The sequence below is a fragment of the Stenotrophomonas sp. Ste86 genome, from assembly GCF_024519465.1.
GTDB lineage: Bacteria > Pseudomonadota > Gammaproteobacteria > Xanthomonadales > Xanthomonadaceae > Stenotrophomonas.
This window is the reverse complement of record NZ_JALJRW010000004.1, coordinates 96635-119259: the sequence shown is the minus strand read 5'-3', so window position 1 is coordinate 119259 and position 22625 is coordinate 96635. Positions and strand designations below refer to the sequence as shown.

The 22625-nt window shown below is 67.3% G+C and carries 18 protein-coding genes and 2 tRNA genes; 13 read left to right on the top strand and 7 right to left on the bottom strand.

Translation table 11 applies throughout. The features are described 5' to 3' along the window. Positions 1 to 53: 53 nt before the first annotated feature. Complete coding sequence (cysS, locus tag NR101_RS05775) at positions 54 to 1424, bottom strand: cysteine--tRNA ligase (protein ID WP_256775633.1); 1371 nt, start codon at positions 1422 to 1424, stop codon at positions 54 to 56. A 188-nt stretch (positions 1425 to 1612) separates the two neighbouring features. Between cysS and NR101_RS05770 the strand changes: the two genes are divergently transcribed. The 11 genes from NR101_RS05770 (at position 1613) to NR101_RS05720 (ending at position 13333) form a co-directional block, all read left to right on the top strand. After that, complete coding sequence (locus NR101_RS05770) at positions 1613 to 2176, top strand: hypothetical protein (RefSeq protein ID WP_256775632.1); 564 nt, start codon at positions 1613 to 1615, stop codon at positions 2174 to 2176. Between the two features lie 337 nt (positions 2177 to 2513). Further along, positions 2514 to 3524 carry an N-acetylornithine carbamoyltransferase gene (locus NR101_RS05765; protein WP_256775631.1) on the top strand — a complete coding sequence of 337 codons (1011 nt, stop codon included), beginning with the start codon at positions 2514 to 2516 and terminating at the stop codon, positions 3522 to 3524. Between the two features lie 175 nt (positions 3525 to 3699). Further along, on the top strand, positions 3700 to 4893 hold the full coding sequence (locus NR101_RS05760) for an argininosuccinate synthase (RefSeq protein WP_256775630.1): 1194 nt from the start codon (positions 3700 to 3702) through the stop codon (positions 4891 to 4893). A gap of 152 nt (positions 4894 to 5045) precedes the next feature. Beyond that, on the top strand, positions 5046 to 6134 hold the full coding sequence (locus tag NR101_RS05755) for an acetylornithine deacetylase (RefSeq protein ID WP_256775629.1): 1089 nt from the start codon (positions 5046 to 5048) through the stop codon (positions 6132 to 6134). 73 nt (positions 6135 to 6207) lie between these two features. Beyond that, entirely contained in the window at positions 6208 to 7533 is a 1326-nt protein-coding gene (locus tag NR101_RS05750) for an acetylglutamate kinase (protein WP_256775628.1), read from the top strand. A 5-nt stretch (positions 7534 to 7538) separates the two neighbouring features. Next, positions 7539 to 8138: a GNAT family N-acetyltransferase gene (locus tag NR101_RS05745; protein WP_256775627.1), complete on the top strand. Its 600-nt coding sequence runs from the start codon at positions 7539 to 7541 to the stop codon at positions 8136 to 8138. Further along, complete coding sequence (gene argC / locus NR101_RS05740) at positions 8135 to 9088, top strand: N-acetyl-gamma-glutamyl-phosphate reductase (RefSeq protein ID WP_256775626.1); 954 nt, start codon at positions 8135 to 8137, stop codon at positions 9086 to 9088. The genes NR101_RS05745 and argC overlap by 4 nt, the downstream gene beginning before the upstream one ends. A 74-nt stretch (positions 9089 to 9162) precedes the next feature. Next, on the top strand, positions 9163 to 10458 hold the full coding sequence (gene argH / locus NR101_RS05735; protein ID WP_256775625.1) for an argininosuccinate lyase: 1296 nt from the start codon (positions 9163 to 9165) through the stop codon (positions 10456 to 10458). A gap of 72 nt (positions 10459 to 10530) precedes the next feature. Further along, positions 10531 to 10791: a YciI family protein gene (locus tag NR101_RS05730; RefSeq protein WP_256775624.1), complete on the top strand. Its 261-nt coding sequence runs from the start codon at positions 10531 to 10533 to the stop codon at positions 10789 to 10791. Positions 10792 to 10804: 13 nt separating this feature from the next. Further along, positions 10805 to 11953 carry a glutamate 5-kinase gene (proB, locus tag NR101_RS05725; protein ID WP_256775623.1) on the top strand — a complete coding sequence of 383 codons (1149 nt, stop codon included), beginning with the start codon at positions 10805 to 10807 and terminating at the stop codon, positions 11951 to 11953. Positions 11954 to 12031: 78 nt separating this feature from the next. Beyond that, complete coding sequence (locus tag NR101_RS05720) at positions 12032 to 13333, top strand: glutamate-5-semialdehyde dehydrogenase (protein ID WP_256775622.1); 1302 nt, start codon at positions 12032 to 12034, stop codon at positions 13331 to 13333. Between the two features lie 432 nt (positions 13334 to 13765). Here the strand turns inward: NR101_RS05720 and NR101_RS05715 are convergent, their stop codons facing one another. The 6 genes from NR101_RS05715 to NR101_RS05690 all read right to left on the bottom strand — a co-directional run bounded on the left by NR101_RS05715 (position 13766) and on the right by NR101_RS05690 (position 18654). Next, positions 13766 to 14983: an MFS transporter gene (locus NR101_RS05715; RefSeq protein WP_256775621.1), complete on the bottom strand. Its 1218-nt coding sequence runs from the start codon at positions 14981 to 14983 to the stop codon at positions 13766 to 13768. Positions 14984 to 15383: 400 nt separating this feature from the next. Further along, a tRNA-Pro gene (locus NR101_RS05710) sits at positions 15384 to 15460 on the bottom strand. 139 nt (positions 15461 to 15599) lie between these two features. After that, a tRNA-Pro gene (locus tag NR101_RS05705) sits at positions 15600 to 15676 on the bottom strand. Positions 15677 to 15738: 62 nt separating this feature from the next. Then, positions 15739 to 15846, bottom strand: coding sequence for a cytochrome bd-I oxidase subunit CydX (gene cydX, locus NR101_RS05700; protein WP_256775620.1), 108 nt, complete (start codon positions 15844 to 15846; stop codon positions 15739 to 15741). A 54-nt stretch (positions 15847 to 15900) separates the two neighbouring features. Further along, a complete protein-coding gene (gene cydB / locus NR101_RS05695) occupies positions 15901 to 17055 on the bottom strand; it encodes a cytochrome d ubiquinol oxidase subunit II (protein ID WP_256775619.1) in 1155 nt (384 codons plus the stop codon). Between the two features lie 15 nt (positions 17056 to 17070). Continuing rightward, a complete protein-coding gene (locus NR101_RS05690; RefSeq protein WP_256775617.1) occupies positions 17071 to 18654 on the bottom strand; it encodes a cytochrome ubiquinol oxidase subunit I in 1584 nt (527 codons plus the stop codon). A 270-nt stretch (positions 18655 to 18924) separates the two neighbouring features. Here NR101_RS05690 and cydD point away from each other — a divergent pair, with 270 nt between their 5' ends. Together cydD and cydC are read left to right on the top strand one after the other, a co-directional pair. Next, positions 18925 to 20616, top strand: a complete 1692-nt coding sequence (cydD, locus tag NR101_RS05685; protein WP_256775643.1) for a thiol reductant ABC exporter subunit CydD — start codon at positions 18925 to 18927, stop codon at positions 20614 to 20616. Then, positions 20613 to 22298 carry a thiol reductant ABC exporter subunit CydC gene (gene cydC / locus NR101_RS05680; RefSeq protein ID WP_256775616.1) on the top strand — a complete coding sequence of 562 codons (1686 nt, stop codon included), beginning with the start codon at positions 20613 to 20615 and terminating at the stop codon, positions 22296 to 22298. Before cydD ends, cydC begins: the two co-directional genes overlap by 4 nt. Positions 22299 to 22625: the final 327 nt, after the last annotated feature.

Genomic DNA, 22625 nt, shown 5'->3' with positions numbered 1-22625 from the left:
TCCATGGCCGGGTCCGTGTCGTGGCAGCGCCCGGCCCTTGGCCGGGCGAGGCATCAGCGCTTGCGTGCCCAGCGCACGCCCTGGGCGGTGTCTTCCAGCACGATGCCCTCGGCGGCGAGCTGGTCGCGCAGGGCATCGGCCCGGGCAAAGTCGCGCGCCTGCTTGGCTGCGCTGCGAGCGTCGATCAGGCCCTGGATGCGCGCGTCGTCGTCGGCATCGCCGGGGGCATTGCCGAACCACGCGGCCGGATCCTGCTGCAGCAGGCCCAGCGCCAAGCCGGCGCCGAGCAACGCGGTCTTCCACTGCGCCTGCTCGCCCGGGGCGGCCTTGCGGGCCTCGCCGGCGATGCGGGCCAGTTCGGCCAGCGCCTGCGGGGTGTTGAGGTCATCGTCCAGCGCTGCCTCGATCTCGGCCGGGATCACCGCCGCCGCCTGCACGGCGGCCAGGTCGCGCAGGGTGCCGTACAGACGGTCCAGCGTGCGTACGGACTGCTCGATCAGCGCATCGGACCAGTCCAGCGGCTGCCGGTAGTGGGCCGACAGCAGCGCATAGCGCAGCGCTTCGGGGGCGTGCTTGCGGACCAGGTCGTGCACGCGCTCGATGTTGCCGATCGACTTGCTCATCTTCGCACCGCCGAAGTTGAGCATGCCGTTGTGCAGCCAGAACCGCGCGAAGATCCGCCCGCCATGGGCGCACTCACTCTGCGCGATCTCGTTTTCGTGGTGCGGGAACTGCAAGTCCACGCCGCCGGCATGGATGTCGATGGTTTCACCCAGGTGCGCGGCGGCCATTGCCGAGCACTCGATGTGCCAGCCGGGGCGGCCACGGCCCCACGGCGATGCCCAGCCGGGCAGGTCGTCGCTGGACGGCTTCCACAGCACGAAGTCGCCCGGCTCGCGCTTGTAGGGGGCCACGTCCACGCGTGCGCCGGCCAGCATTTCGTCCGGGTCCCGGCGCGAGAGCTTGCCGTAGTCGGCGTAGGAGCTGACCGAGAACAGCACGTGGCCTTCGGCGGCGTAGGCGTGGCCGGCGGCGATCAGCTGCTCGATCATCGTCACGATCTGCGGTATGTGCGCGGTGGCTTCCGGCTCGATATCCGGGGGAACCACGCCCAACGCGCCCATGTCTTCACGGTAGGCGGCGGCGAAACGGTCGGTGATGGCGCTGATCGGCACGTTCTGTTCACGCGCGGCGGTGTTGATCTTGTCGTCCACGTCGGTGATGTTGCGCGCATAGCGCAGGCCGCCAAAGCGGCGCCGCAGCAGGTCGGCCAGCACCCCGAACACCACCGGGCCACGGGCATTGCCGATGTGCACATAGTTGTAGACCGTGGGGCCGCAGACATACAGGGTCGGACAGGTCGCATCGAGCGGGGTGAACGGTTCGAGCTGGCGTGTCAGGTTGTTGTGCAGGCGCAGGGTCATGGGGGTCGGTGGCGGGGAGGGAAGGGGGCAAGCCCACGATTTTAGATCACATCCGCGTTCAGCGCCGGGGGTCCTGGCTGTCCGCCAGGGCAACGGCCTATGGGCAGAATCGTCGCGGAAGGGTAATGTTCAGCCCCTTGTGCCTGGCACTCCCTAAACTAGCCACCTTGTCCTCTTACCTGTTGCCAATGAAATCCGCTTCGTTGCTGACGCTGGCCTGCCTGCTCGGAGGTGCCGCCTTCGGGGCGTGCGCCCAGGACGGTGAGGTCCGTAACCGGGTGGTGATCGTGGAGAACGTCAAGTTCGACTACGCACAGGTGCTCAACGTGGAGCCGGTGTTCCAGACCCTGCGCGCGACCCGCACCGAAGAGCACTGCGAGCCGGTGTCCACGCGCACGCTGGCGCCGGTCAACGTGACCGGCGAGGAGCCGCAGGAAGACAAGGGCCGCTTCGGCCGTTTCATGGACTCGGTGCGCTCGATCTTCCGCCGTGAAGACGGGAGCGAGGAAGAGACGCCGGTCGCCGAGGCGCCGGCCCCGGCGGCCAACAACGGCCCGCTGCTGACCCGTGAATGCCGGATCATTCCGGTCGGCCGCGAGTTCCGCCGGCCCATCGCCTATGATGTGGACTACGTCTACAAGGGCACCAAGTACCGCTCGCGACTGCCCGAAGATCCGGGCAACCGGCTCAAGATCCGGGTCTCGATCACTCCGTGGATGGGCGCCGAGCAGGGCAGCGCCGCCAATCCGTGAGGTCTGTCGCCTGAATGTTCCCTTCAGGTCTTGCACCCACCCCGTGCGCATGCAAAGATTGGCGGCCATGAAACTCACCGACTTCCAACACGACACCAGCGCCGCCCGTATGGCTACGGGCATGACGTCGCGTGCCCGCCGACCGGAACCCCACATTTTCGCTGGGTAACCGGAGCTTCGTGCTGTCTGTTCGGAAAACCCAGCCCCCGCGCTGGGTTTTTTCGTTTCTACGATCTGAAAAGTTTCATCTGTATACGTTTGTTTGAGCCCTGACCGCGCCCCGGCGCCCCCAACCTCCCCCGGCAACGGTGGAAAACCAGCCGCAAAGGATCGATCGATGTCCCTGAAGCACTTCCTGAACACCCAGGATTGGAGCCGCACCGACCTGGATGCCCTGCTGACCCAGGCCGCGCTGTTCAAGCGCAACAAGCTGGGTAACGAGCTCAAGGGCAAGTCGATTGCCCTGGTGTTCTTCAATCCGTCCATGCGCACCCGCACCAGCTTCGAGCTGGGGGCCTTCCAGCTGGGCGGCCACGCGATCGTGCTGCAGCCGGGCAAGGATGCATGGCCCATCGAGTTCAACCTGGGCTCGGTAATGGACGGGGACACCGAAGAGCACATCGCCGAGGTGGCGCGGGTGCTGGGCCGCTACGTCGACCTGATCGGCGTGCGTGCGTTCCCGAAGTTCATCGACTGGACCAAGGATCGCGAGGACGAAGTGCTCAGGAGCTTTGCCAAGTACTCGCCGGTGCCGGTCATCAATATGGAAACCATCACCCACCCGTGCCAGGAACTGGCCCACGTGATGGCGCTGCAGGAACACTTCGGCACCCAGGACCTGCGCGGCAAGAAGTACGTGCTGACCTGGACCTACCACCCCAAGCCGCTCAACACCGCCGTGGCCAACTCGGCGCTGACCATCGCCACCCGCATGGGCATGGACGTGACCCTGCTGTGCCCGACCCCGGACTACATCCTGGACGAGCGCTACATGGGCTGGGCCGAGCAGAACGTGGCCGAGAGCGGCGGTTCGCTGCAGGTCAGCCATGACATCGCCAGCGCCTACGCCGGTGCCGACGTGGTGTACGCCAAGAGCTGGGGCGCGCTGCCGTTCTTCGGCAACTGGGAACCGGAAAAGCCGATCCGCGACCAGTACAGGCACTTCATCGTCGACGAAGCCAAGATGGCCCTGACCAACAACGGTGTCTTCAGCCACTGCCTGCCGCTGCGCCGCAACGTGAAGGCCACCGACGGGGTGATGGACTCGGCGCAGTGCATCGCCATCGACGAAGCCGAGAACCGCCTGCATGTGCAGAAGGCGATCATGTCGGCGCTGATCGGCCGCTAACGCCATCAACGGGTATCGAACATTGCAGCCGACCAACGGTCGGCTCTACCCAACCGGCGCATCGAACAATTCAGCCGATCAACGCAAGATTTCAGCCGATCGGCGCACCGAACATTCCAGCCGACCAACGGTCGGCTCTACCGAATCCTCATCCCCCAATTGGACCCTGACCCCCATGAGCAATAAAGACATCGTCCTGGCTTTCTCCGGCGGACTCGACACCAGCTTCTGCGTGCCCTACCTGCAGGAGCGCGGCTACAACGTGCACACCGTGTTCGCCGATACCGGCGGCGTCGATGACGACGAGCGCGATTTCATCGAGAAGCGCGCCGCCGAGCTGGGCGTCACCAGCCACGTCACCGTCGACGGTGGCCCGGCGATCTGGAACGGCTTCGTCAAGCCGTTCGTGTGGGCCGGCGAAGGCTACCAGGGCCAGTACCCGCTGCTGGTGTCCGACCGTTACCTGATCGTGGACGCCGCGCTCAAGCGCGCCGCCGAACTGGGCACCAACATCATCGCCCACGGCTGCACCGGCATGGGCAACGACCAGGTCCGCTTCGACCTGGCCGTGAAGGCACTGGGCGACTACCAGATCGTCGCGCCGATCCGCGAGATCCAGAAGGAACACACCCAGACCCGCGCCTACGAGCAGAAGTACCTGGAAGAGCGCGGCTTCGGCGTGCGCGCCAAGCAGCAGGCCTACACCATCAACGAGAACCTGCTGGGCCTGACCATGTCCGGTGGCGAGATCGACCGTTGGGAAGCGCCGGGCGAAGGTGCCCGTGGCTGGTGCGCGCCGCGCAGCGCGTGGCCGATCGAGCCGCTGACCGTGAAGCTGAAGTTCGTCGAAGGCGAGGCGGTCGAGCTGGACGGCAAGGCACTGCCGGGTGAGCAGATCCTGGCCAAGCTCAACAAGCTGTTCGCCCCGTACGGCGTCGGCCGTGGCGTGTACACCGGCGACACCGTGATCGGCCTGAAGGGCCGCATCGTGTTCGAAGCCCCGGGCCTGGTCTCGTTGCTGGCCGCGCACCGCGCGCTGGAAGACGCGGTGCTGACCAAGCAGCAGAACCGCTTCAAGCCGGACGTGGCGCGCAAGTGGGTGGAGCTGGTGTACGAAGGCTTCTACCACGACCCGCTCAAGACCGACATCGAGGCGTTCCTGAAGTCCTCGCAGACCAAGGTCAACGGCGAAGTGGTGCTGGAAACCCGTGGCGGGCGCGTCGATGCGGTGGCGGTGAAGTCGCCGCACCTGCTCAACACCAAGGGCGCCACCTATGCGCAGTCGGCCGATTGGGGCGTGGAAGAGGCGGAAGGCTTCATCAAGCTGTTCGGCATGAGCTCGACCTTGTACGCGCAGGTAAACCGCTAAGCCGATTCACCGGGGTGCCGGCCGCTGGCCGGCGCCCCGCAAAGCCGATGGAGGGGTAGTGCCGGCCGCTGGCCGGCTCCTGGAACGGCCGGATCATTGCAGAGCCGGCCAGCGGCCGGCACTACCCCCCCCACTGATGGATTTCTACGCACATGCTTGAACAGACACTCGATCACCTGCAGCAGCTCGTGTCCTTCGACACGCGCAATCCGCCGCGTGCGATCACCACCGGCGGCATCTTCGATTACCTGCGCGCCCACCTGCCCGGGTTCAACGTGGAGGTGATCGACCATGGCGACGGTGCGGTCAGTCTGTATGCCGTGCGCGGGACGCCGAAGTACCTGTTCAACGTGCACCTGGATACCGTGCCGGACTCGCCGCATTGGAGCGCCGACCCGCACGTGATGCGGCGCGCGGAAGACCGGGTGATCGGCCTGGGCGTGTGCGACATCAAGGGGGCCGCCGCTGCATTGGTGGCCGCTGCCAATGCCAGCGAGGGCGATGCCGCGTTCCTGTTCTCCAGCGACGAGGAAGCCAACGATCCGCGCTGCATCGCTGCGTTCCTGGCGCGCGGCATTCCGTATGAGGCGGTGCTGGTGGCCGAGCCGACCATGAGCGAAGCGGTGCTCGCGCACCGTGGCATCAGCTCGGTGCTGATGCAGTTCAAGGGCCGGGCCGGGCATGCGTCGGGCAAGCAGGATGCGGCCGCCAGTGCGCTGCACCAGGCGATGCGCTGGGGCAACCGCGCGCTGGACCATGTGCAATCGCTGGCGCATGCGCGCTTTGGCGGGCTGACCGGCCTGCGCTTCAACATCGGGCGCGTGGAAGGCGGGATCAAGGCCAACATGATCGCGCCGGCGGCCGAGGTGCGGTTCGGTTTCCGTCCGCTGCCGTCGATGGACATCGACGCGCTGCTGGCCACCTTCGCCGGGTTTGCCGAGCCGGAGGCCGCGGTGTTCACCGAGACCTTCCGTGGCCCGAGCTTCCCGGCCGGTGACATCGCCGAGGCCGAGAACCGCCGCCTGGCCGCGCGTGACGTGGCCGATGCACTGGAAATCCCGATCGGCAACGCGGTGGACTTCTGGACCGAAGCCTCCTTGTTCTCCGCCGGGGGCTACACCACGCTGGTGTACGGCCCGGGCGACATCGCCCAGGCCCACACCGCCGATGAGTTCGTGACGCTGGAACAGCTGCAGCGTTACGCCGCGTCGGTGCACCGCATCATCGCCCAAGGCGCCTGACGCCATGATCCCGTCGTGGCCTGCCACTGACGGTTCCCCCATCGCGGCCCCGGCCGCCTGTGACGATACCGAAATGCCTTCTTCCCAGCCCCACCGCCAGACCCGTCAAACCATCGTGCGCCTGCTCTCCAGCATGGCCAGCGCGAAGGAGATCAGCCAGTACCTCAAGCGTTTTTCGCAGCTGGATGCCAAGCGCTTCGCCGTGGTCAAGGTCGGCGGCGCGGTGCTGCGCGATGATCTGGATGCGCTGACCTCGTCGCTGTCATTCCTGCAGGAAGTGGGGCTGACCCCGATCGTGCTGCACGGTGCCGGTCCGCAGCTGGACGCCGAGCTGTCGGCGGCGGGCATCGTCAAGCAAACCGTCAACGGCCTGCGCGTGACCTCGCCGGAAGGCCTGGCGATCGTGCGCCGGGTGTTCCAGGCGTCCAACCTGCAGCTGGTCGAAGCGCTGCAGCAGAACGGCGCGCGCGCCACCTCCATCACCGGCGGCGTGTTCGAGGCCGAGTACCTGGACCAGGCCACCTACGGCCTGGTCGGTGAAGTGAAGAAGGTCAACCTGGCGCCGATCGAAGCCAGCCTGCGTGCCGGCTCCATCCCGGTGATCACCAGCCTTGGCGAAACCCGCTGCGGGCAGATCCTCAACGTCAACGCCGACTTCGCCGCCAACGAGCTGGTGCAGGAACTGCAGCCGTACAAGATCATCTTCCTCACCGGTACCGGCGGCCTGCTCGACGAAGAAGGCAAGGTGATCGACTCGATCAACCTGTCCACCGAGTACGACCAGCTCATGCAGCAGCCGTGGATCCACGGCGGCATGCGGGTCAAGATCGAACAGATCAAGGACCTGCTCGATCGCCTGCCGCTGGAGTCGTCGGTGTCGATCACCCGCCCGGCGGATCTGGCCAAGGAACTGTTCACCCACAAGGGCTCGGGCACGCTGGTGCGCAAGGGCGAGAAGGTGCTGCGCGCCACCGCGTGGAGCGAACTTGACCTGCCGCGGCTGAAGCAGCTGATCGAATCCAGCTTCGGGCGTACCCTGGTGCCCGACTACTTCGACCGCACCAAACTGCTGCGCGCCTACGTCAGCGAGAACTACCGCGCCGCCGTGATCCTCACCGACGAAGCCGAAGGTGTGTACCTGGACAAGTTCGCGGTGCTCGATGACGCGCAGGGCGAAGGCCTTGGCCGGGCGGTGTGGAATGTCATGCTGGATGAAACCCCGCAGCTGTTCTGGCGTTCGCGCAACGGCAACCCGATCAACCACTTCTACTACGCCGAATCCGACGGGTGCTACAAGCAGGGCACCTGGAAGGTGTTCTGGTTCGGCGCCGATGGTTTCGAGCGGATCCGCACCTACGTTGAACACTGCGCAACCCGCACCCCGAGCCTGGAGGGCTGAACCCCATGAATCACGCCGATTGGACCAAGGTGCCCACACTGGCCGGCACGCACGCCCGGCTGGAGCCGCTGCAGATGGCGCACATCGACGGTCTGCGCGGCGCGCTGGGCGACGGTGCGCTGTCCCGGCTCTGGTACACCCAGGTGCCGAGCGCCAAAACCATGACCGCCTACGTGCAGGCTGCGCTGCAGGCGCAGGCCGAGGGCAAGGTATTGCCGTTCGCGGTCCTCAACGCTGCCGATGAAGTGGTCGGCACCACCCGTTACTACGGGATGGAAGAGGACGTGCCCAGGCTGAGCATCGGCTACACCTGGTATGGCGAGGCCGCCCAGCGCACCGGCGTCAACACCGAAACCAAGCTGATGCTGCTCACCCATGCCTTCGAGCGGCTGAACTGCCTGAGCGTGGTGTTCGAGACCAGCTGGTTCAATGTCGCCTCGCGCACGGCGATCGCGCGGTTGGGCGCAAAGCAGGACGGCGTGCTGCGCAACCACAAGCGCCACCCCGATGGCACCCCGCGCGACACTGTCATCTTCTCCATCATCGACGCGGAATGGCAGGGCGTTAAGCGCCACCTGCAGCACCGCCTGGACGCACACGCATGAGCACCACGACCTTCTCCGTCGGCATCGTCGGCGCCCGCGGCCACACCGGCGCCGAGCTGATCAAGCTGATCGCCGCGCACCCGAACCTGACGCTGGGCTTTGTATCCTCGCGTGAGCTTGCGGGCCAGCGCGTGGCCGACCACCACACCGACTGGCAGGGCGACCTGCAGTTCGAAAACCTGGACGCCGACGCGGTCGCGGCCAAGGGCGTGGACGCGGTGATCCTGGCATTGCCCAATGGCCTGTCCGCACCGTTCGTCACCGCGCTCGATGCGGCCAGGCCGGACACTGTGATCGTCGACCTGTCGGCCGACCACCGCTTCGAAGGCAGCTGGTACTACGGCCTGCCCGAACTGACCCGGGGCGATTACCTGGGCCAGAAGCACATCAGCAACCCGGGCTGCTATGCCACCGCGATGCAGCTGGCGATCAGCCCGCTGCTCAAGCAGCTGGCCGGCCCGCCCCAGTGCTTCGGCGTGTCCGGGTACTCCGGCGCCGGCACCACCGCATCGGACAAGAACAACCCCGAACTGCTGCGCGACAACCTGATGCCGTACGCGCTCACCAACCACGTGCACGAACGCGAAGTGACCGCGCACCTGCGCGTGCCGGTCGAGTTCATGCCGCACGTGGCGCCGCATTTCCGTGGCATCACCATGACCGTCAACCTGTGGTTGAACGAGACGGTCAAGCGCGAGGACGTGATCGCCCTGTACCAGGCGTACTACGCCAATGAGGCGCTCATCGAAGTGCTCGACGAAGCTCCGTGGGTCAGCCGCATCGCCGGCCGCCACGGCGTGCAGATCGGAGGTTTCGACGTGGCCCCGGGCGGCAAGCGCGTGGTAGTGGTTGCCACCCTGGACAACCTGCTCAAGGGGGCGGCCACCCAGGCCATGCAGAACCTCAACCTGGCGCTGGGCCTGGACGAACTGGCCTCGATCCCGCACTGAACCCCCTCCGCTGCGCACCCGACCACGGTGCGCGCGTACAACCCGGCGGAGCGATTCCGCCTACGGAGCAAGACATGGCAGACCTTCTGTGGCAGAAGCCCGGCGTGGCGGTGGACGCCAAGATCCAGACCTTCCTGGCGGGCGATGATGTGATCCTGGACCGCGCGTTCTTCCTGTACGACGTCGCTGCCAGCAAGGCGCACGCGCAGGGCCTGCAGCACATCGGCATCCTGTCCAGCGACGAGCTGGATGGCCTGCTGCGCGAGCTGGACGTGTTGGCCGCCGATTTCCGCAGCGGTGCATTCGTGCTGGACGAGCGCTTCGAGGATTGCCATTCGGCAATCGAAGCCCGCCTGACCGAGCGCCTCGGCGATGCCGGCCGCAAGATCCACACCGGCCGCAGCCGCAACGACCAGATCCTGGTCGCCACCCGGCTGTGGCTGAAGGACAAGCTGCAGCAGGTGGCCGGCCTGAGCCGCGAGATCGCCAAGGTCGCGCTCGACCGTGCCGAGGCCGAGAAAGACCTGCCGGTGCCCGGCTACACGCACATCCAGCGCGCCGTGGTGTCCTCGGCGGGCATGTGGTGGGCCGGCTGGGCCGAGGCCTTCATCGACAACGCCATCCGCGCGCACGATACCTTCAACCTCATCGATGCCAATCCGCTCGGCACCGCCGCCGGCTACGGCGTGAACCTGCCGCTGGATCGCGCGCACACCACCGAGGCGCTCGGTTTTGCGCGCATGCAGATCTCGCCGATCTATGCGCAGCTTTCGCGCGGCAAATTCGAGCTGGCCGCGCTGGAGGCACTCGGCGGGGCCACCCTGGACCTGCGCCGCATCGCGTGGGATCTGTCGCTGTTCACCAGTGGCGAGTTCGGTTTCGTGGCGCTGCCGGCGCAATACACCACCGGCAGTTCGATCATGCCCAACAAGCGCAACCCGGACGTGATCGAACTGATGCGCGCCACCCACGCCAGCGTGGCCGCCGCGCGCACCGAGATCGAGCAGCTGCTGTCGCTGCCGTCCGGGTACCACCGCGATCTGCAGAGCAGCAAGGGCGCGATCTTCCACGGCTTCGGCCGCGGCCTGGCCGCGCTGGAACTGCTGCCGGCGCTGCTGGCCAACCTGGAATGGCGTGGCGACAAGCTGCGTGCAGCGATCGACTCGGGCATGTACGCCACCGATGTGGCCGTGGAAGCGGCCGTGGCCGGTGTGCCGTTCCGTGAGGCCTACAAAGCGGCTGCAGCGGCAGCGGACACGGCCGGACAGGGGCGCACGCCCGAAGGCAGCCTGGCCGCGCGCGTGTCGCCCGGTGCGGCCGCCGACCTGCGGCTGGACGAGCTGCGCGCCCGCTGGGCCGCCCTGGTGTAATCACGACGGCGACCGCGAGGTCGCCGTTTCTTCATCGACGTGCCGGGCACTGCCCGGCGAAAAGGAAGCCCCATGAAAACCTGTTACCTGGTCCTGGTGAAGCGCACTCCGGCCTTCAGCGATGATGTCGGTGCCGAACACGTTCGTTTCCTCGATGAGCTGCGCGCCCGCGGACAGCTGCTGCTGACCGGCGGCTTCAGCGACAAGAGCGGCGGTGCCTACGTGCTGCAGGACGTGCCCGATCTGGCCGCCGCGCAGGCGCTGGTGGACACCGACCCGCTGCTGGTGCGCGGCAGCGCCACCGCCAGCATCCACGAATGGAACACCCGCTGAGGCCTGCCCACCGATGACCCCGACCGTGCAATCGCCGTTTCCCGAACAGGCCGTGCCGCAGTGGAAGCGTGCCGTGCTCAAGGTGGGCAGCAGTCTGCTGGCCGCCGATGGCGGCGGTCTGTCGCCGCGCCACGCGCTGGGACTGGCGCAGTTCGTGTCGGCCAATGTACTGGCCGGGCGCGAGGTGGTGATCGTCTCCTCTGGCGCAGTCGCCGCGGGACGCGCGATCGTGCCGCGTGCGCTGGAAGCCGGCGCGGCGATGGCTGCCCGCCAGGCGCTGGCCGCGCTGGGCCAGGCGCAGTTGATCGGGCTGTGGCAGCGCTTCTTCGAGCGTCCGGTGGCGCAGGTGCTGCTCACCCACGACGACCTGCGCAACCGTCGCCGCTACCTCAATGCGCGCGCCACCCTCAATGAACTGCTGCGCCTCGGCGCGCTGCCGGTGGTGAATGAGAATGACACCGTGTCGGTGGATGAGCTCAAGCTCGGCGACAACGACAACCTTGCCGCGACCGTGGCGGCGTTGATCGATGCCGACGTGCTGTTCATCGCCACCGATATCGATGGCCTGTACAGCGCCGACCCGCGCCGTGACCCGCAGGCCCGGCCGATCCACGACGTGCCCGAGCTCACCGGCGAGGTGCTGGCCATGGCCGGCGGCGCCGGCAGCGGGGCCGGCACCGGCGGCATGCACACCAAGCTGGAAGCCGCGGCCAAGGCCGGCCGCGTCGGCATCGACACCTGCCTGTTCAACGGTCGCGACAGCGACGTGGTGCGGGCGCTGGCGCAGGGGCGCCTGTTCGGCACCCGCATCCACGCCGCGCAGACCCGCGTGGCCGCGCGCAAGTACTGGTTGCGGCATGCACCCCTTGAACCCGGCGCGATCCTGGTTGACGACGGCGCCGCCGACGCGCTGCGCGACAAGGGCGCCTCGTTGCTGCCCGGGGGCGTGCGCGGCGCGGAGGGGGACTTCCGTCGTGGCGACATGGTCGAAGTGCGCCTGCGCGATGCCGGTGGCGAGGTGCGGTTGGCGCGCGGCGTGAGCCAGTATTCGGCCAGTGACATCCGCCGCATTGCCGGCCGCCATTCGCGCGATATCGAAGGCGTGCTCGGCTACAACTACGGTGGCAATGTGATCCATCGCGACGATCTGGTGCTGCTGTAAAGCGTAAAAACATCCACGGTAGAGCCACGCCATGCGTGGCTGCGCAGCCGGGCCCCGTTCGACATCCCGCAGCCACGCATGGCGTGGCTCTACCCCGCATCTTCAGAGGACATTGAGATGGTCGCCAGTTCCCCCTCCGACATCCGCGCCCAGGCGCTGGCCTGCCGCAAGGCGGCCCAACACCTCGCGCAGCTGTCCTCCACTGCCAAGACGGCGCTGCTGGAGGCGATGGCTGCGGCACTGGAGGCCGATACCGGTGCAATTCTCGCCGCCAATACGCGCGATCTCGAGGCGGCGCGTGAAAAGGGCATCGGCACTGCGATGCTCGATCGCCTGGCGCTCAATCCGCAACGCCTGGCCGGCATCGCCGCCGCGCTGCGCGAGGTCGCCGCGCTGCCCGATCCGGTTGGCAGGGTCACCCGCGATGACGTACGCCCCAACGGTATTCGCGTGCAGAAGGTGCGCGTGCCACTGGGCGTGATCGCGATGATCTACGAGGCGCGCCCGAACGTGACTGCCGATGCGGCCGCGCTGTGCATCAAGGCGGGCAACGGGGTGATCCTGCGCGGTGGCTCGGAGGCGATCCATTCCAACACCGCGATCGCCAGCGCGCTCAAGCGCGCGCTGCGCGAGGCCGGCGTGGCCGATGCCGCCCTGACCCTGGTGGAAGACCTGCGCCGCGAAACCATGCTGGCCCTGCTGCAGCTCAGCGACGTGATCGATCTGGCGATCCCACGCGGCGGCGAAGGCCTGATCCGCTTCGTGGCCGAACATGCGCGCGTACCGGTGATCAAGCACTACAAGGGCGTGTGCCATCTGTACGTGGACTGTGCGGCCGATGTGGAGCGTGCACTGGCGCTGCTGCTGGACGGCAAGTGCAGCCGGCCGTCGGCGTGCAATTCGCTGGAGACGTTGCTGGTGCACGCCGATATCGCCGCGACCTTCCTGCCATTGGCCGATGAAGCGCTGCGCGCGCGTGGCGTGGCGATACGTGCCGACGCGCGCGCGCGGCATTGGCTGACCGATGCCGCGCTGGCAACGGAAGACGATTACGCCGCCGAGTACCTGGACCTGATCATCGCCGTAGGCGTGGTCGACGACCTCGAGCAGGCGCTGGCGCATATCCAGCAGTACAGCTCGGACCACACCGAAGTGATCGTCACCGAAGACCCCGTCGCCGCCGAACGCTTCGTGCACGCGCTGCGCTCGGCGGTGGTAATGGTCAACGCGTCCTCGCGCTTCTCCGACGGCGGCGAACTCGGCCTGGGTGCGGAGATCGGCATTTCCACCACCCGCCTGCACGCCTACGGCCCGATGGGCCTGGAAGCCCTGACGGTGGAACGTTTCGTGGTGCGCGGGGAAGGCCAGACCCGAACCTGAGCAGCGCACCCCGGTGGCGGCGGCCCCTCATCGCAGATGGGCGCAAACAGGTAGTGCCGGCCGCTGGCCGGCTCCTCCACCTCCCACCGAAAGGCAGCCGTCCAGCGGCCGTAGCCGACCCAAAGCGCAGCCGGCCAGCGGCCGTAGCCGACCCAAAGAGCAGCCGGCCAGCGGCCGTAGCCGACCCAAAGAGCAGCCGGCCAGCGGCCGGCACTACCGGTGGTCAGATCACCACGGGTCTTCCAGCTTCTGCGGCTTGCACGCCACCCACGAAGCGGTCAGCAGGATCACGGCGCACACCACGCAAATGGGCGCAACAGGTAGTGCCGGCCGCTGGCCGGCTCCTCCACATCCCACCGAAAGGCAGCCGTCCAGCGGCCGTAGCCGACCCAAAGAGCAGCCGGCCAGCGGCCGGCACTACCGGTGGTCAGATCACCACTGGTCTTCCAGCTTCTGCGGCTTGCACGCCACCCACGAAGCGGTCAGCAGGATCACGGCGCAGACCACCAGGAACCCGAACGGCAGATACCACGCGCCGCTGATTTCATGGAGCCAGCCGAACAGGAACGGTCCCAGGCAGCTGAAGGCGTAACCGACGCCCTGCATGAACCCGGACAACGCCGCCGAGCCGGCCGGGGTGCGGGTACGCAGGTTGATCAGCGTCAGTGCGAGCGGGAACGTGGACGGCCCGATGCCGAGCAGGATCGCCCACAGCCACGGTGCCTTCATCGGCGCGAACAGCAACCCGGCGAACGCGATCAGGAACGCGGAAAAACCGATCAGCACCAGCGGGAAGGGATTGCGCAGGCGCACTGCCAGCGCGGGCATGGTCAGCGACGGCAGCAGGCCGCACGCGGCGAAGATGGCGACCATGATCCCGCCGAACCCCGGCGTGGCACCGGCTTCCACCACGATGCGCGGCAACCAGGTGAACATCGAGTAGGTCATCAGCGAGGTCATGCCGAACATCAACGTCATGCCCCAGCCCAGCGGCGTGCGCCAGACCTTGCCGTGCGGCTGCGCGGCCGGATCGGCGGCGGAGTCCAGCGGGTCCGGATGCGGGCGGCGGCGGGCCAGCATCATCCAGGGCAGCGCGGCAGCCAGGGCAAGGATCGACCAGATGCCGAGCGAGACGCGCCAGCCGGCGCTTTCGGCCAGCGGCACGGCGAGCAGGGCGGGCATCATCGTGCCGATCTGCAGCACGGTGATGTACAGCGTGCTGACGGTGCCGACGCGGTTGGCGAAGTAGCGCTTCACCAGCGGCGGCACCACCACGTTGCCGATGCCCATGCCGGCCAGCGCCACGATCGAGCCGAACAGCAGACTGCCGATACCGCCCGCCATCGAGCGCAGCAGCAGGCCGACGGTAGCCAGGCCCATGGCGAGCAAAGCGGTGCGTTCCAGGCCGATGCGGCGGGCGACCATGGGCGTGGTGACGCCGAACAGCGCGAACGAGGCGGTGGGCAGCATGCCGAGCACGCCGGTCATGGTGGTCCCAAAGCCAAAGGTCTGGCCGAGGAGATCCAGCAGCGGGGTCACCGAGGTGACCGCGGTACGCAGGTTCAGCGCAGCCAGCAGGATGGCGGCAAAGGCCAGGACGCGTCCGTGCAGGAGCGGCGATGCGTGGGGGGCGGCTTGGGTCATGGACATGGATCTCTTGCAGGTGGCGCAACACCGTGGGGCGGATGTGCGGAAACGCCGCTCCCGGCCAGTGGCGGAAGGCGGCGTGGATTCAACGACAGGGATGGGGCAGGCCGCGCGCATCCCGAAGGCGGGCATTGTACCCGCGCGGTCTGTCCGGGCGATGAAACGCGGTCACACCTGGCAGGGCCGGGATCGTGGACATGCGGGACACGCGGTAAATCCGGTAAATCCGTCCATGCGGGCTCGTTGAACGCCTCACCGCTCCATGACGGTAGAGCCGAGCCACGCTCGGCTGCTCTCCGCCCGGCAAACGCACGGGCTGCCATAACCGCGGGGGCACCCAGAACGACACATACGAAAAAGCCCGGAGGACGTGAGTCTTCCAGGCTTCAATGTGACCAGTACTTGGTCGGGGAGACAGGATTCGAACCTGCGACCTCTACGTCCCGAACGTAGCGCTCTACCAGACTGAGCTACACCCCGTAAGGAGCCGCCTATTGTAGCCATCCCCGCATTCGGCGGCAAGGGGGATGTTGTATTCACCTTCGGTGCCGTGTTGCCACGGCCCTTTGACACGAACGCCTGGAAATGACGCCTCCAGGCTTCAATGCGACCACCGAAGTGGTCGGGGAGACAGGATTCGAACCTGCGACCTCTACGTCCCGAACGTAGCGCTCTACCAGACTGAGCTACACCCCGAAGGAGCCGACAAGGATACGGTGTGAAGACCGGGCCGGCAACCTTTTTTTACGCTTGCAGCGTCATGCGTTGTCGATGCGGCCGGTCTCGCGGGCTTCGAACCACATGCCGTTGAGGATGGCCACCACCGAGGCAAGGCCGGCGCCGAGGATCCAGGCGAAATACCACATGGTCAATCTCCTATGTGCGGGGTAGGTGCCGACGCAGGGCCGGCACACGGGGCATCAATACGCGTTGGGGTTGTTGCCCATTTCCTCGGCGGTCGTCTTGCCCTTCATCACCCGGTAGACCCAGGTCGTGTAGGCCAGGATGATCGGCAGGAAGATGGCCGTGGCCAGCAGCATGATCCACAGCGTGAGATGGCTGGACGAGCTGTCCCAGACGGTCAGGCTGGAGATGGGCTGGCTGGAGGAGGGCAGCAGGAACGGGAAGATCGCAAAGCCGACGGTGAGGATGATGGCGGCGATGGAGGCACCCGAGGCGATGAACGCCAGGCCGCCGCGACGGGCCCGCAGCAGTACCGCACTGGCCAGTGCGCCGAGCAGGCCGACGATCGGGAACACCAGGGTCGCCGGCATGGTGCTGTAGTTGCGCAGCCAGCCCCCGGCGACGGTGCCCAGTTCGGCGGTCTTCAACAGCGGGTTGGTCGGGCCATCGGTGACCACCTGCGAGGTGATCTGATAGCCGGGCAGACCGAAGGCGACCCAGACGCCGGCAGCGGCGAACAGCACCAAGCTGATCATCGCGGCGACGCTGCCATAGCGGGCCGAACGTTCGGCCACCGGGCCGTCGGTCTTGAGCACCAGCATGGCCGCACCGTGCGACACCAGCATGGCCACGCTGACCAGCCCGGCGACCAGTGCGAACGGATTGAGCAGGCCGAAGAACGAGCCGGTGTAGAAGATGCGCATGCTGTCATCGAAGTGGAACGGCACGCCGACCAGCACGTTGCCCACCGCCACGCCGGCGATCAGGCCCGGCAGCAGGCCACCGACGAACAGCACCCGGTCCCAGTTGTCGCGCCAGCGCTTGCTGGGCATCTTGCTGCGGTACTTGAAGCCGACCGGGCGCAGGATCAGCCCGAACAGCATCACAAACACCGCCAGGTAGAACCCGGAGAAGCTGACCGCATACAGCGGCGGCCATGCGGCGAAGATCGCGCCGCCGCCGAGCACCAGCCAAACCTGGTTGCCTTCCCATACCGGGCCGACGGTGTTGATCACCAACCGGCGTTCGTCATCGGTGCGGGCCACGAAGGGCAGCAGCGTGCCCACCCCGAGGTCGAAACCGTCCATGACTGCCCAGCCGACCAGCAGGATGCCGAGCAGCAGCCACCAGATCACGCGGAGCGTGGTGTAATCAAGTGCAATGAAGTCCATCTGGATTCTCCTGCCTCAGGCCTGGCCGGGGGCGGCAACAACGGGGGAAACGGGGCGGATGTCAGCCTGCAGCGAGGGCAGGATGTCGTCCGGACCCTTGCGGATCGCCTTGAGCATCAGCTTGACCTCGATCACCAGCAGCACCGTGTACAGCGCGGTGAACACCGCCAGCGTGGTCAGGATCTCGTGCAGTGCCAGGCCCGACGCCGCATAGAAGGTGGGCAGCACGCCATCCACCGCCCACGGCTGGCGGCCGTACTCGGCCACGAACCAGCCGCATTCGATCGCAATCCACGGTGCCGGCAGCGACCACACGGCCAGCTTCAGGAACCAGCGCTTGTCCTGGAAACTGTTGCGGCAGGAGAAGTAGAAGGCCACCGCGAAGAACGCGATCAGGTAGAAGCCCAAGCCCGCCATGATGCGGAAGGTCCAGAACAGCGGGGCGACGCGCGGCACGGTATCCATCGCGGCCTTGGAGATTTCCTCCGGAGTGGCGTTGAGGATGTCCTCGCGGTAACGCTTGAGCAGCAGGCCATGGCCCAGGTCCTGCCAGTGGCGGTCGAACATCTCGCGCGCTTCAAGATCGTTCTTGTCCTTGCGCACGCGCTCCAGCGCACCGTAGGCCAGCTGGCCACCGCGGATGCGGTTCTCCGCACGGCCCACCAGCTCCAGGATGCCGGGAATCGGCTGGTCCAGCGAACGGGTGGCGATCAGCCCCATCAGGTACGGGATCTTGATCGCGTAGTCGTTGGTGTGGGTGGTCTGGTTGGGAATGCCGAAAGCGGTGAAATCAGCCGGGGCACGCTCGGTTTCCCACATCGCCTCGATCGCGGCCAGCTTCATCTTTTGATGTTCGCTGGCGGCGTAACCGCTCTCGTCGCCCAGCACCACCACCGACAGCGACGACAGCAGGCCGAAGGCCGCGGCCACCGCGAACGAGCGGCGGGCCATGTCCCGGTGCTTGTTGCGCAGCAGGTACAACGCGCTGATGGACATGACGAAGATCGCGCCGGTCACGTAGCCGGCACTGACGGTATGCACGAACTTGGCCTGCGCCACCGGGTTGAACAGCACCGCGGCGAAGTCCACCACTTCCATGCGCATCGTTTCCGGGTTGAATACCGCACCGGTCGGGTTCTGCATCCAGCCGTTGGCGATCAGGATCCACACCGCCGACAGGTTGGTGCCCAGTGCCATCAGCCAGGTCACGGCCAGATGCTTCACCGGGGTCAGGCGCTTCCAGCCGAAGAAGAACAGACCGATGAAGGTCGCTTCCAGGAAGAACGCCATCAGGCCTTCAATGGCCAGCGGTGCGCCGAAGATGTCGCCGACGTAGTGGCTGTAATACGACCAGTTCATGCCGAACTGGAATTCCATCACCAGGCCGGTGGCCACGCCGATGGCGAAGTTGATGCCGAACAGCGTGCCCCAGAACAGGGTCATCTGCCGCCAGACCTGTTTGCGGGTCATGACGTACACGCTCTCCATGATGGCCACCAGGAAGGACAGGCCAAGCGTGAGCGGTACGAAAAGGAAGTGGTACATCGCGGTCAGAGCGAATTGCAGCCGCGACAGTTCTACGACTGTCGAATCAATCATGGCCTGGCTACCTCGTTGGGTTTTGCCGTTTCAGGTGGCGGGAAGGGGGTCTACGGGATGAATTCTGTGACCTGCAACTTCAAACAGCCTTGATTCAGATCAATGTACAAACCCGGCGGCGAAGGAATCGTATGCCCCCGGGCACGCTGCGACCGCTTGCCGCACGGGTGCCATGCCGGCACCCACTACAATCGACTGGAACTTCCCTGTGTCCCCCTGTGATCCCACGTGAGCATACGCCCCGAAGCCACTGCTGTTGAGACCACCGCCCTGCGTCGGCAGCGCCTGCTGTGGCTGGGCAGCCTCGGCGCGGCCGCGCGCGGGCGCCAGCGCTGGGCGGCGGCGTGCATCTGCGTGTCCGGGGCGTTGCTGATCGGCCAGGCCGCCGCCATCGCCTGGCTGATCCAGGCGATCCTGGTCGAACACCGGCCACTGGCGAGCGCCACCCCGGTGCTGGTAGGTCTGCTGGGGGTGTTGACGGTCCGCGCGCTGCTGGCCAGCGCCACCCAGGCTGCCGCGGGCGACGTCGCCGATGCCGCCCGGCTGGCCCTGCGTGAACGGGTGTATCGGCGGCTGCTGGCGCGGGGCCCACTGTGGTTGCGGCAGCAGCGCACGGGCGAGCTGGGTGAGCTGATGCTGACCCATGCCGATGCGATCGAGAATTATTACGGCGGCTACCAGCCGGTGCGGATCGAGGTGGTGGTGGTGCCGCTGCTGATACTGCTAGCCGTGGCTTGGACCGACTGGGTAGTGGCGTTGATCCTGCTGTTCACCGCGCCATTGGTGCCGTTCTTCATGATGCTGGTCGGGTGGGGCGCCGAAGCGGCCGGACGCGCGCAGCTGGGCGAGCTGGCGCGGATGAGCGGGCACTTCGCCGACCGCATCAAGGGCCTGGGCTTGCTGCGCCTGTACGGCCGTGGTGAGGCCGAGCTGGACGGCGTGGCTGCCGCGGCCGAAGGCGTGCGCGAGCGCACCATGAAAGTGCTGCGGATCGCGTTTCTGTCTTCGACCGTGCTGGAATTCTTCGCCTCGGTGAGCGTGGCGATGGTCGCGCTGTACCTGGGCCTGAGCTACCTGGGCCTGATGTCGTTGCATGCGCAGGTGCCCACGCTGGGCGTGGGCATGTTCTGCCTGCTGCTGGCGCCGGAGTTCTACGCACCGCTACGGCGCCTGGCCGCGCATTACCACGATCGCGCCAATGCACTGGCCGCTGCTGCCGAGGTGGAACGCCTGCTCGGCGAACTCCCGCCAGCCACCGATGCCGGCGATGCGCGGGCCGCCGTGCCGCGCGCGCCGGAGCTGCTGGAGCAGCACGCGCCACCGGTGGTGGTGCGCGACCTGGTGCTGCGCCCGGTGGGGGCGCAGCACGATGTGATCCAGCAGCTGTCGTTCCAGATCCAGGCCGGCCAGCGCCTGGCGCTGGTCGGCCCCAGCGGCAGCGGCAAGAGCACGTTGCTCGAAGCACTGGCCGGCTGGCTGCCACCGCAGTCGGGCAGCATCGTGCTGCGTCCGGGCATGGACGTCGGCTATGCAGGACAGCGCCCGTACCTGTTCCACGGCAGCATCGCCGACAACCTGCGCCTGGCCGACCCCGGCGCCACCGATGCGCACCTGCGCGCGGTAGCGGAGGCTGCGCAGGTGATGCGCTTTGCCGCCGGCTTGCCCAAGGGGCTGGACACGGTGATCGGCGAGCGCGGCTTTGGTCTGTCCGGTGGCGAAGCGCGCCGCATCGGGCTGGCCCGCCTGCTGCTGCGCGACCCGCACCTGCTGCTGCTCGACGAGCCGACGGCCTTCCTCGATGCCGACACCGAAGCCGACCTGCTGCGTACCCTGGCCGCGTTCGCGCGTGGTCGCTGCGTGGTGATCGCCACCCATAGCGAGGTGGCGATGCGCTGGGCCGATACGCGGCTCACCCTGAGCGCCACCGGTACGTCGGTGACCACCACGGAGACCTCGGCATGAGCACGCAACGTCCCCCGCGCGCCGCTGCCGATTCGCTGCGTTCGGTGTTCACCCGCCATCGCGGCCGCCTGCTGCTGACCGTGCTGCTGCTGTGGACCACGATGCTGGCCGGCACCGCGCTGCTCGGTCTGTCCGGTGGCTTCCTCACGGCGGCCGCGCTGGCCGGCGCGGCCGGGCTGGGCAGCGGCTTCAACTTCTTCTCGCCGTCGGCGGGCATCCGTGGCCTGACCATGGCGCGCATCGCGTCGCGCTATTTCGAAAAACTGGTCGGCCACGATGTCACCCTGCGCATCGCGCGCGACCTGCGCGTGTGGTTCTTCCGTCGCGCGCTGCCGTTGGCACCGGCGCGGTTGGCCGGCGTGCGCACCGGCGAGCTGCTGGCCCGGTTGATGTCGGACATCGGCGAAGTCGACGGTCTGCTGGTGCGTGCGATCGGGCCGTTGCTGGCACTCGGTGGGATATCGCTGGTGGGCGTGGTTTCGGCAGCCCTCATCCATCCGCCGGCCGCGCTGCTGCTGGGCGCGCTGGCGTTGCTGATCGGTGTCGGCGTGCCGTGGCTCACTGTGCGCGGTGCCGGTGAGCAGGAGCGCGACCGCGCGCTGCACCGCGCGCAGCTGCGTGCGCAGTCCTTCGAAGGCCTGGAAGGTGCGGCCGACCTGACCGCGCTGCAGGCGCGCGAGCACTGGAACCTGCGCGTGCTGGTGGCGGCCAAGCAGCTGAAATCGCGCGACCGGCGTCGGCGCTGGCGGTTGATCGGCGGCAATGCGCTGCATGGCCTATGTGCCGCTGTCGGGCTGGTGGCGATGCTGTGGCTGGCGTTGCATGGCGTTGAAACCGGCGCCATCGATGCAGCGCTCGCAGCCGGGCTGGTGTTCCTCACCGTGGCCCTGCTGGAGCTGTGGGCGGGCATTGGCCTGGCCTGGCAGTCGTGGTTGTCCGGGCGCGTGGCGGCCGGGCGCCTGGAGCAGATCGTGGAGCAGGCGCCGGGCGTGACCGAGCCGCTCGACCCGGTGGCGATGCCTGCACAAGCGGCCACGGTGAGCTTCGAGCACGTCGTCTTCCGTTGGCCGGACCAGGCCCGCGTGCTGCTGGACGGCGTGCAACTCCAGCTGCGCCCGGGCGAGCGCATCGCCATCGGTGGCGACAGTGGCAGCGGCAAGACCACGCTGTCCTCGCTGCTGCTACGGCTGTGGGACCCGGAAGCGGGCTATGTGCGTTACGGCGGCATCGATATCCGCCAGTTCCGTCAGGCCGACTGGCACCGGCAGATCGCCTGGTTGCCGCAGAACGCGCCGGTGTTTGCCGGCAGCATTGCCGACAACCTGCGCCTGGGCGATCCGCAGGCCAGTGATGCACGCCTGTGGCAGGTGCTGGCCGATGTGCGGCTGCTCGGCTGGGCCGAGCAGCTTGGGGGTCTACAGGCGTGGGTCGGCGAGAACGGCGCCACGATGTCGGCGGGACAGGCGCGCCGGCTGGCACTGGCGCGCGCATTCCTGCGGGAGTCGCCGATCCTGCTGCTGGACGAGCCTACCGAAGGCCTGGATGTGGATACCGCGCATGCATTGCTGCATGACATGGTGGCTGCACTGGGTCATCGGAGTCTGCTGATGATCACCCACGATGAATTGCCTGAGGGCATCGTGCACCGGAGTTATCGCTTGCACGGGGGGCAGTTGCGGTAAGCAGGCTGAAAAGCAGGTGGTGATGCTTGCTGGCATGACGGACAGTCGATTGCAGGACGGATTGCCGACCCTGCAGCGGCCGCCTGGATTCGCCGGCAATGGCCCCGCCATGGAGCAATGTATGGCTCCGCAGTCGGGCGTGTTCTTGTCAGGCGATCCACGTATCCCGTGTACGACATTGCCAGGGCCCGTTGAACAACGCCGCAAACTCGATCTCGCGTGCGCATGAAGCGAACGCATCACACCACCAGCGCTCCCCGGGTTACCGCCAGCCCGCTGCAACAGCGCACACACCTGCACGGTTCCTGGGCGACAGAGCCGTCGCCC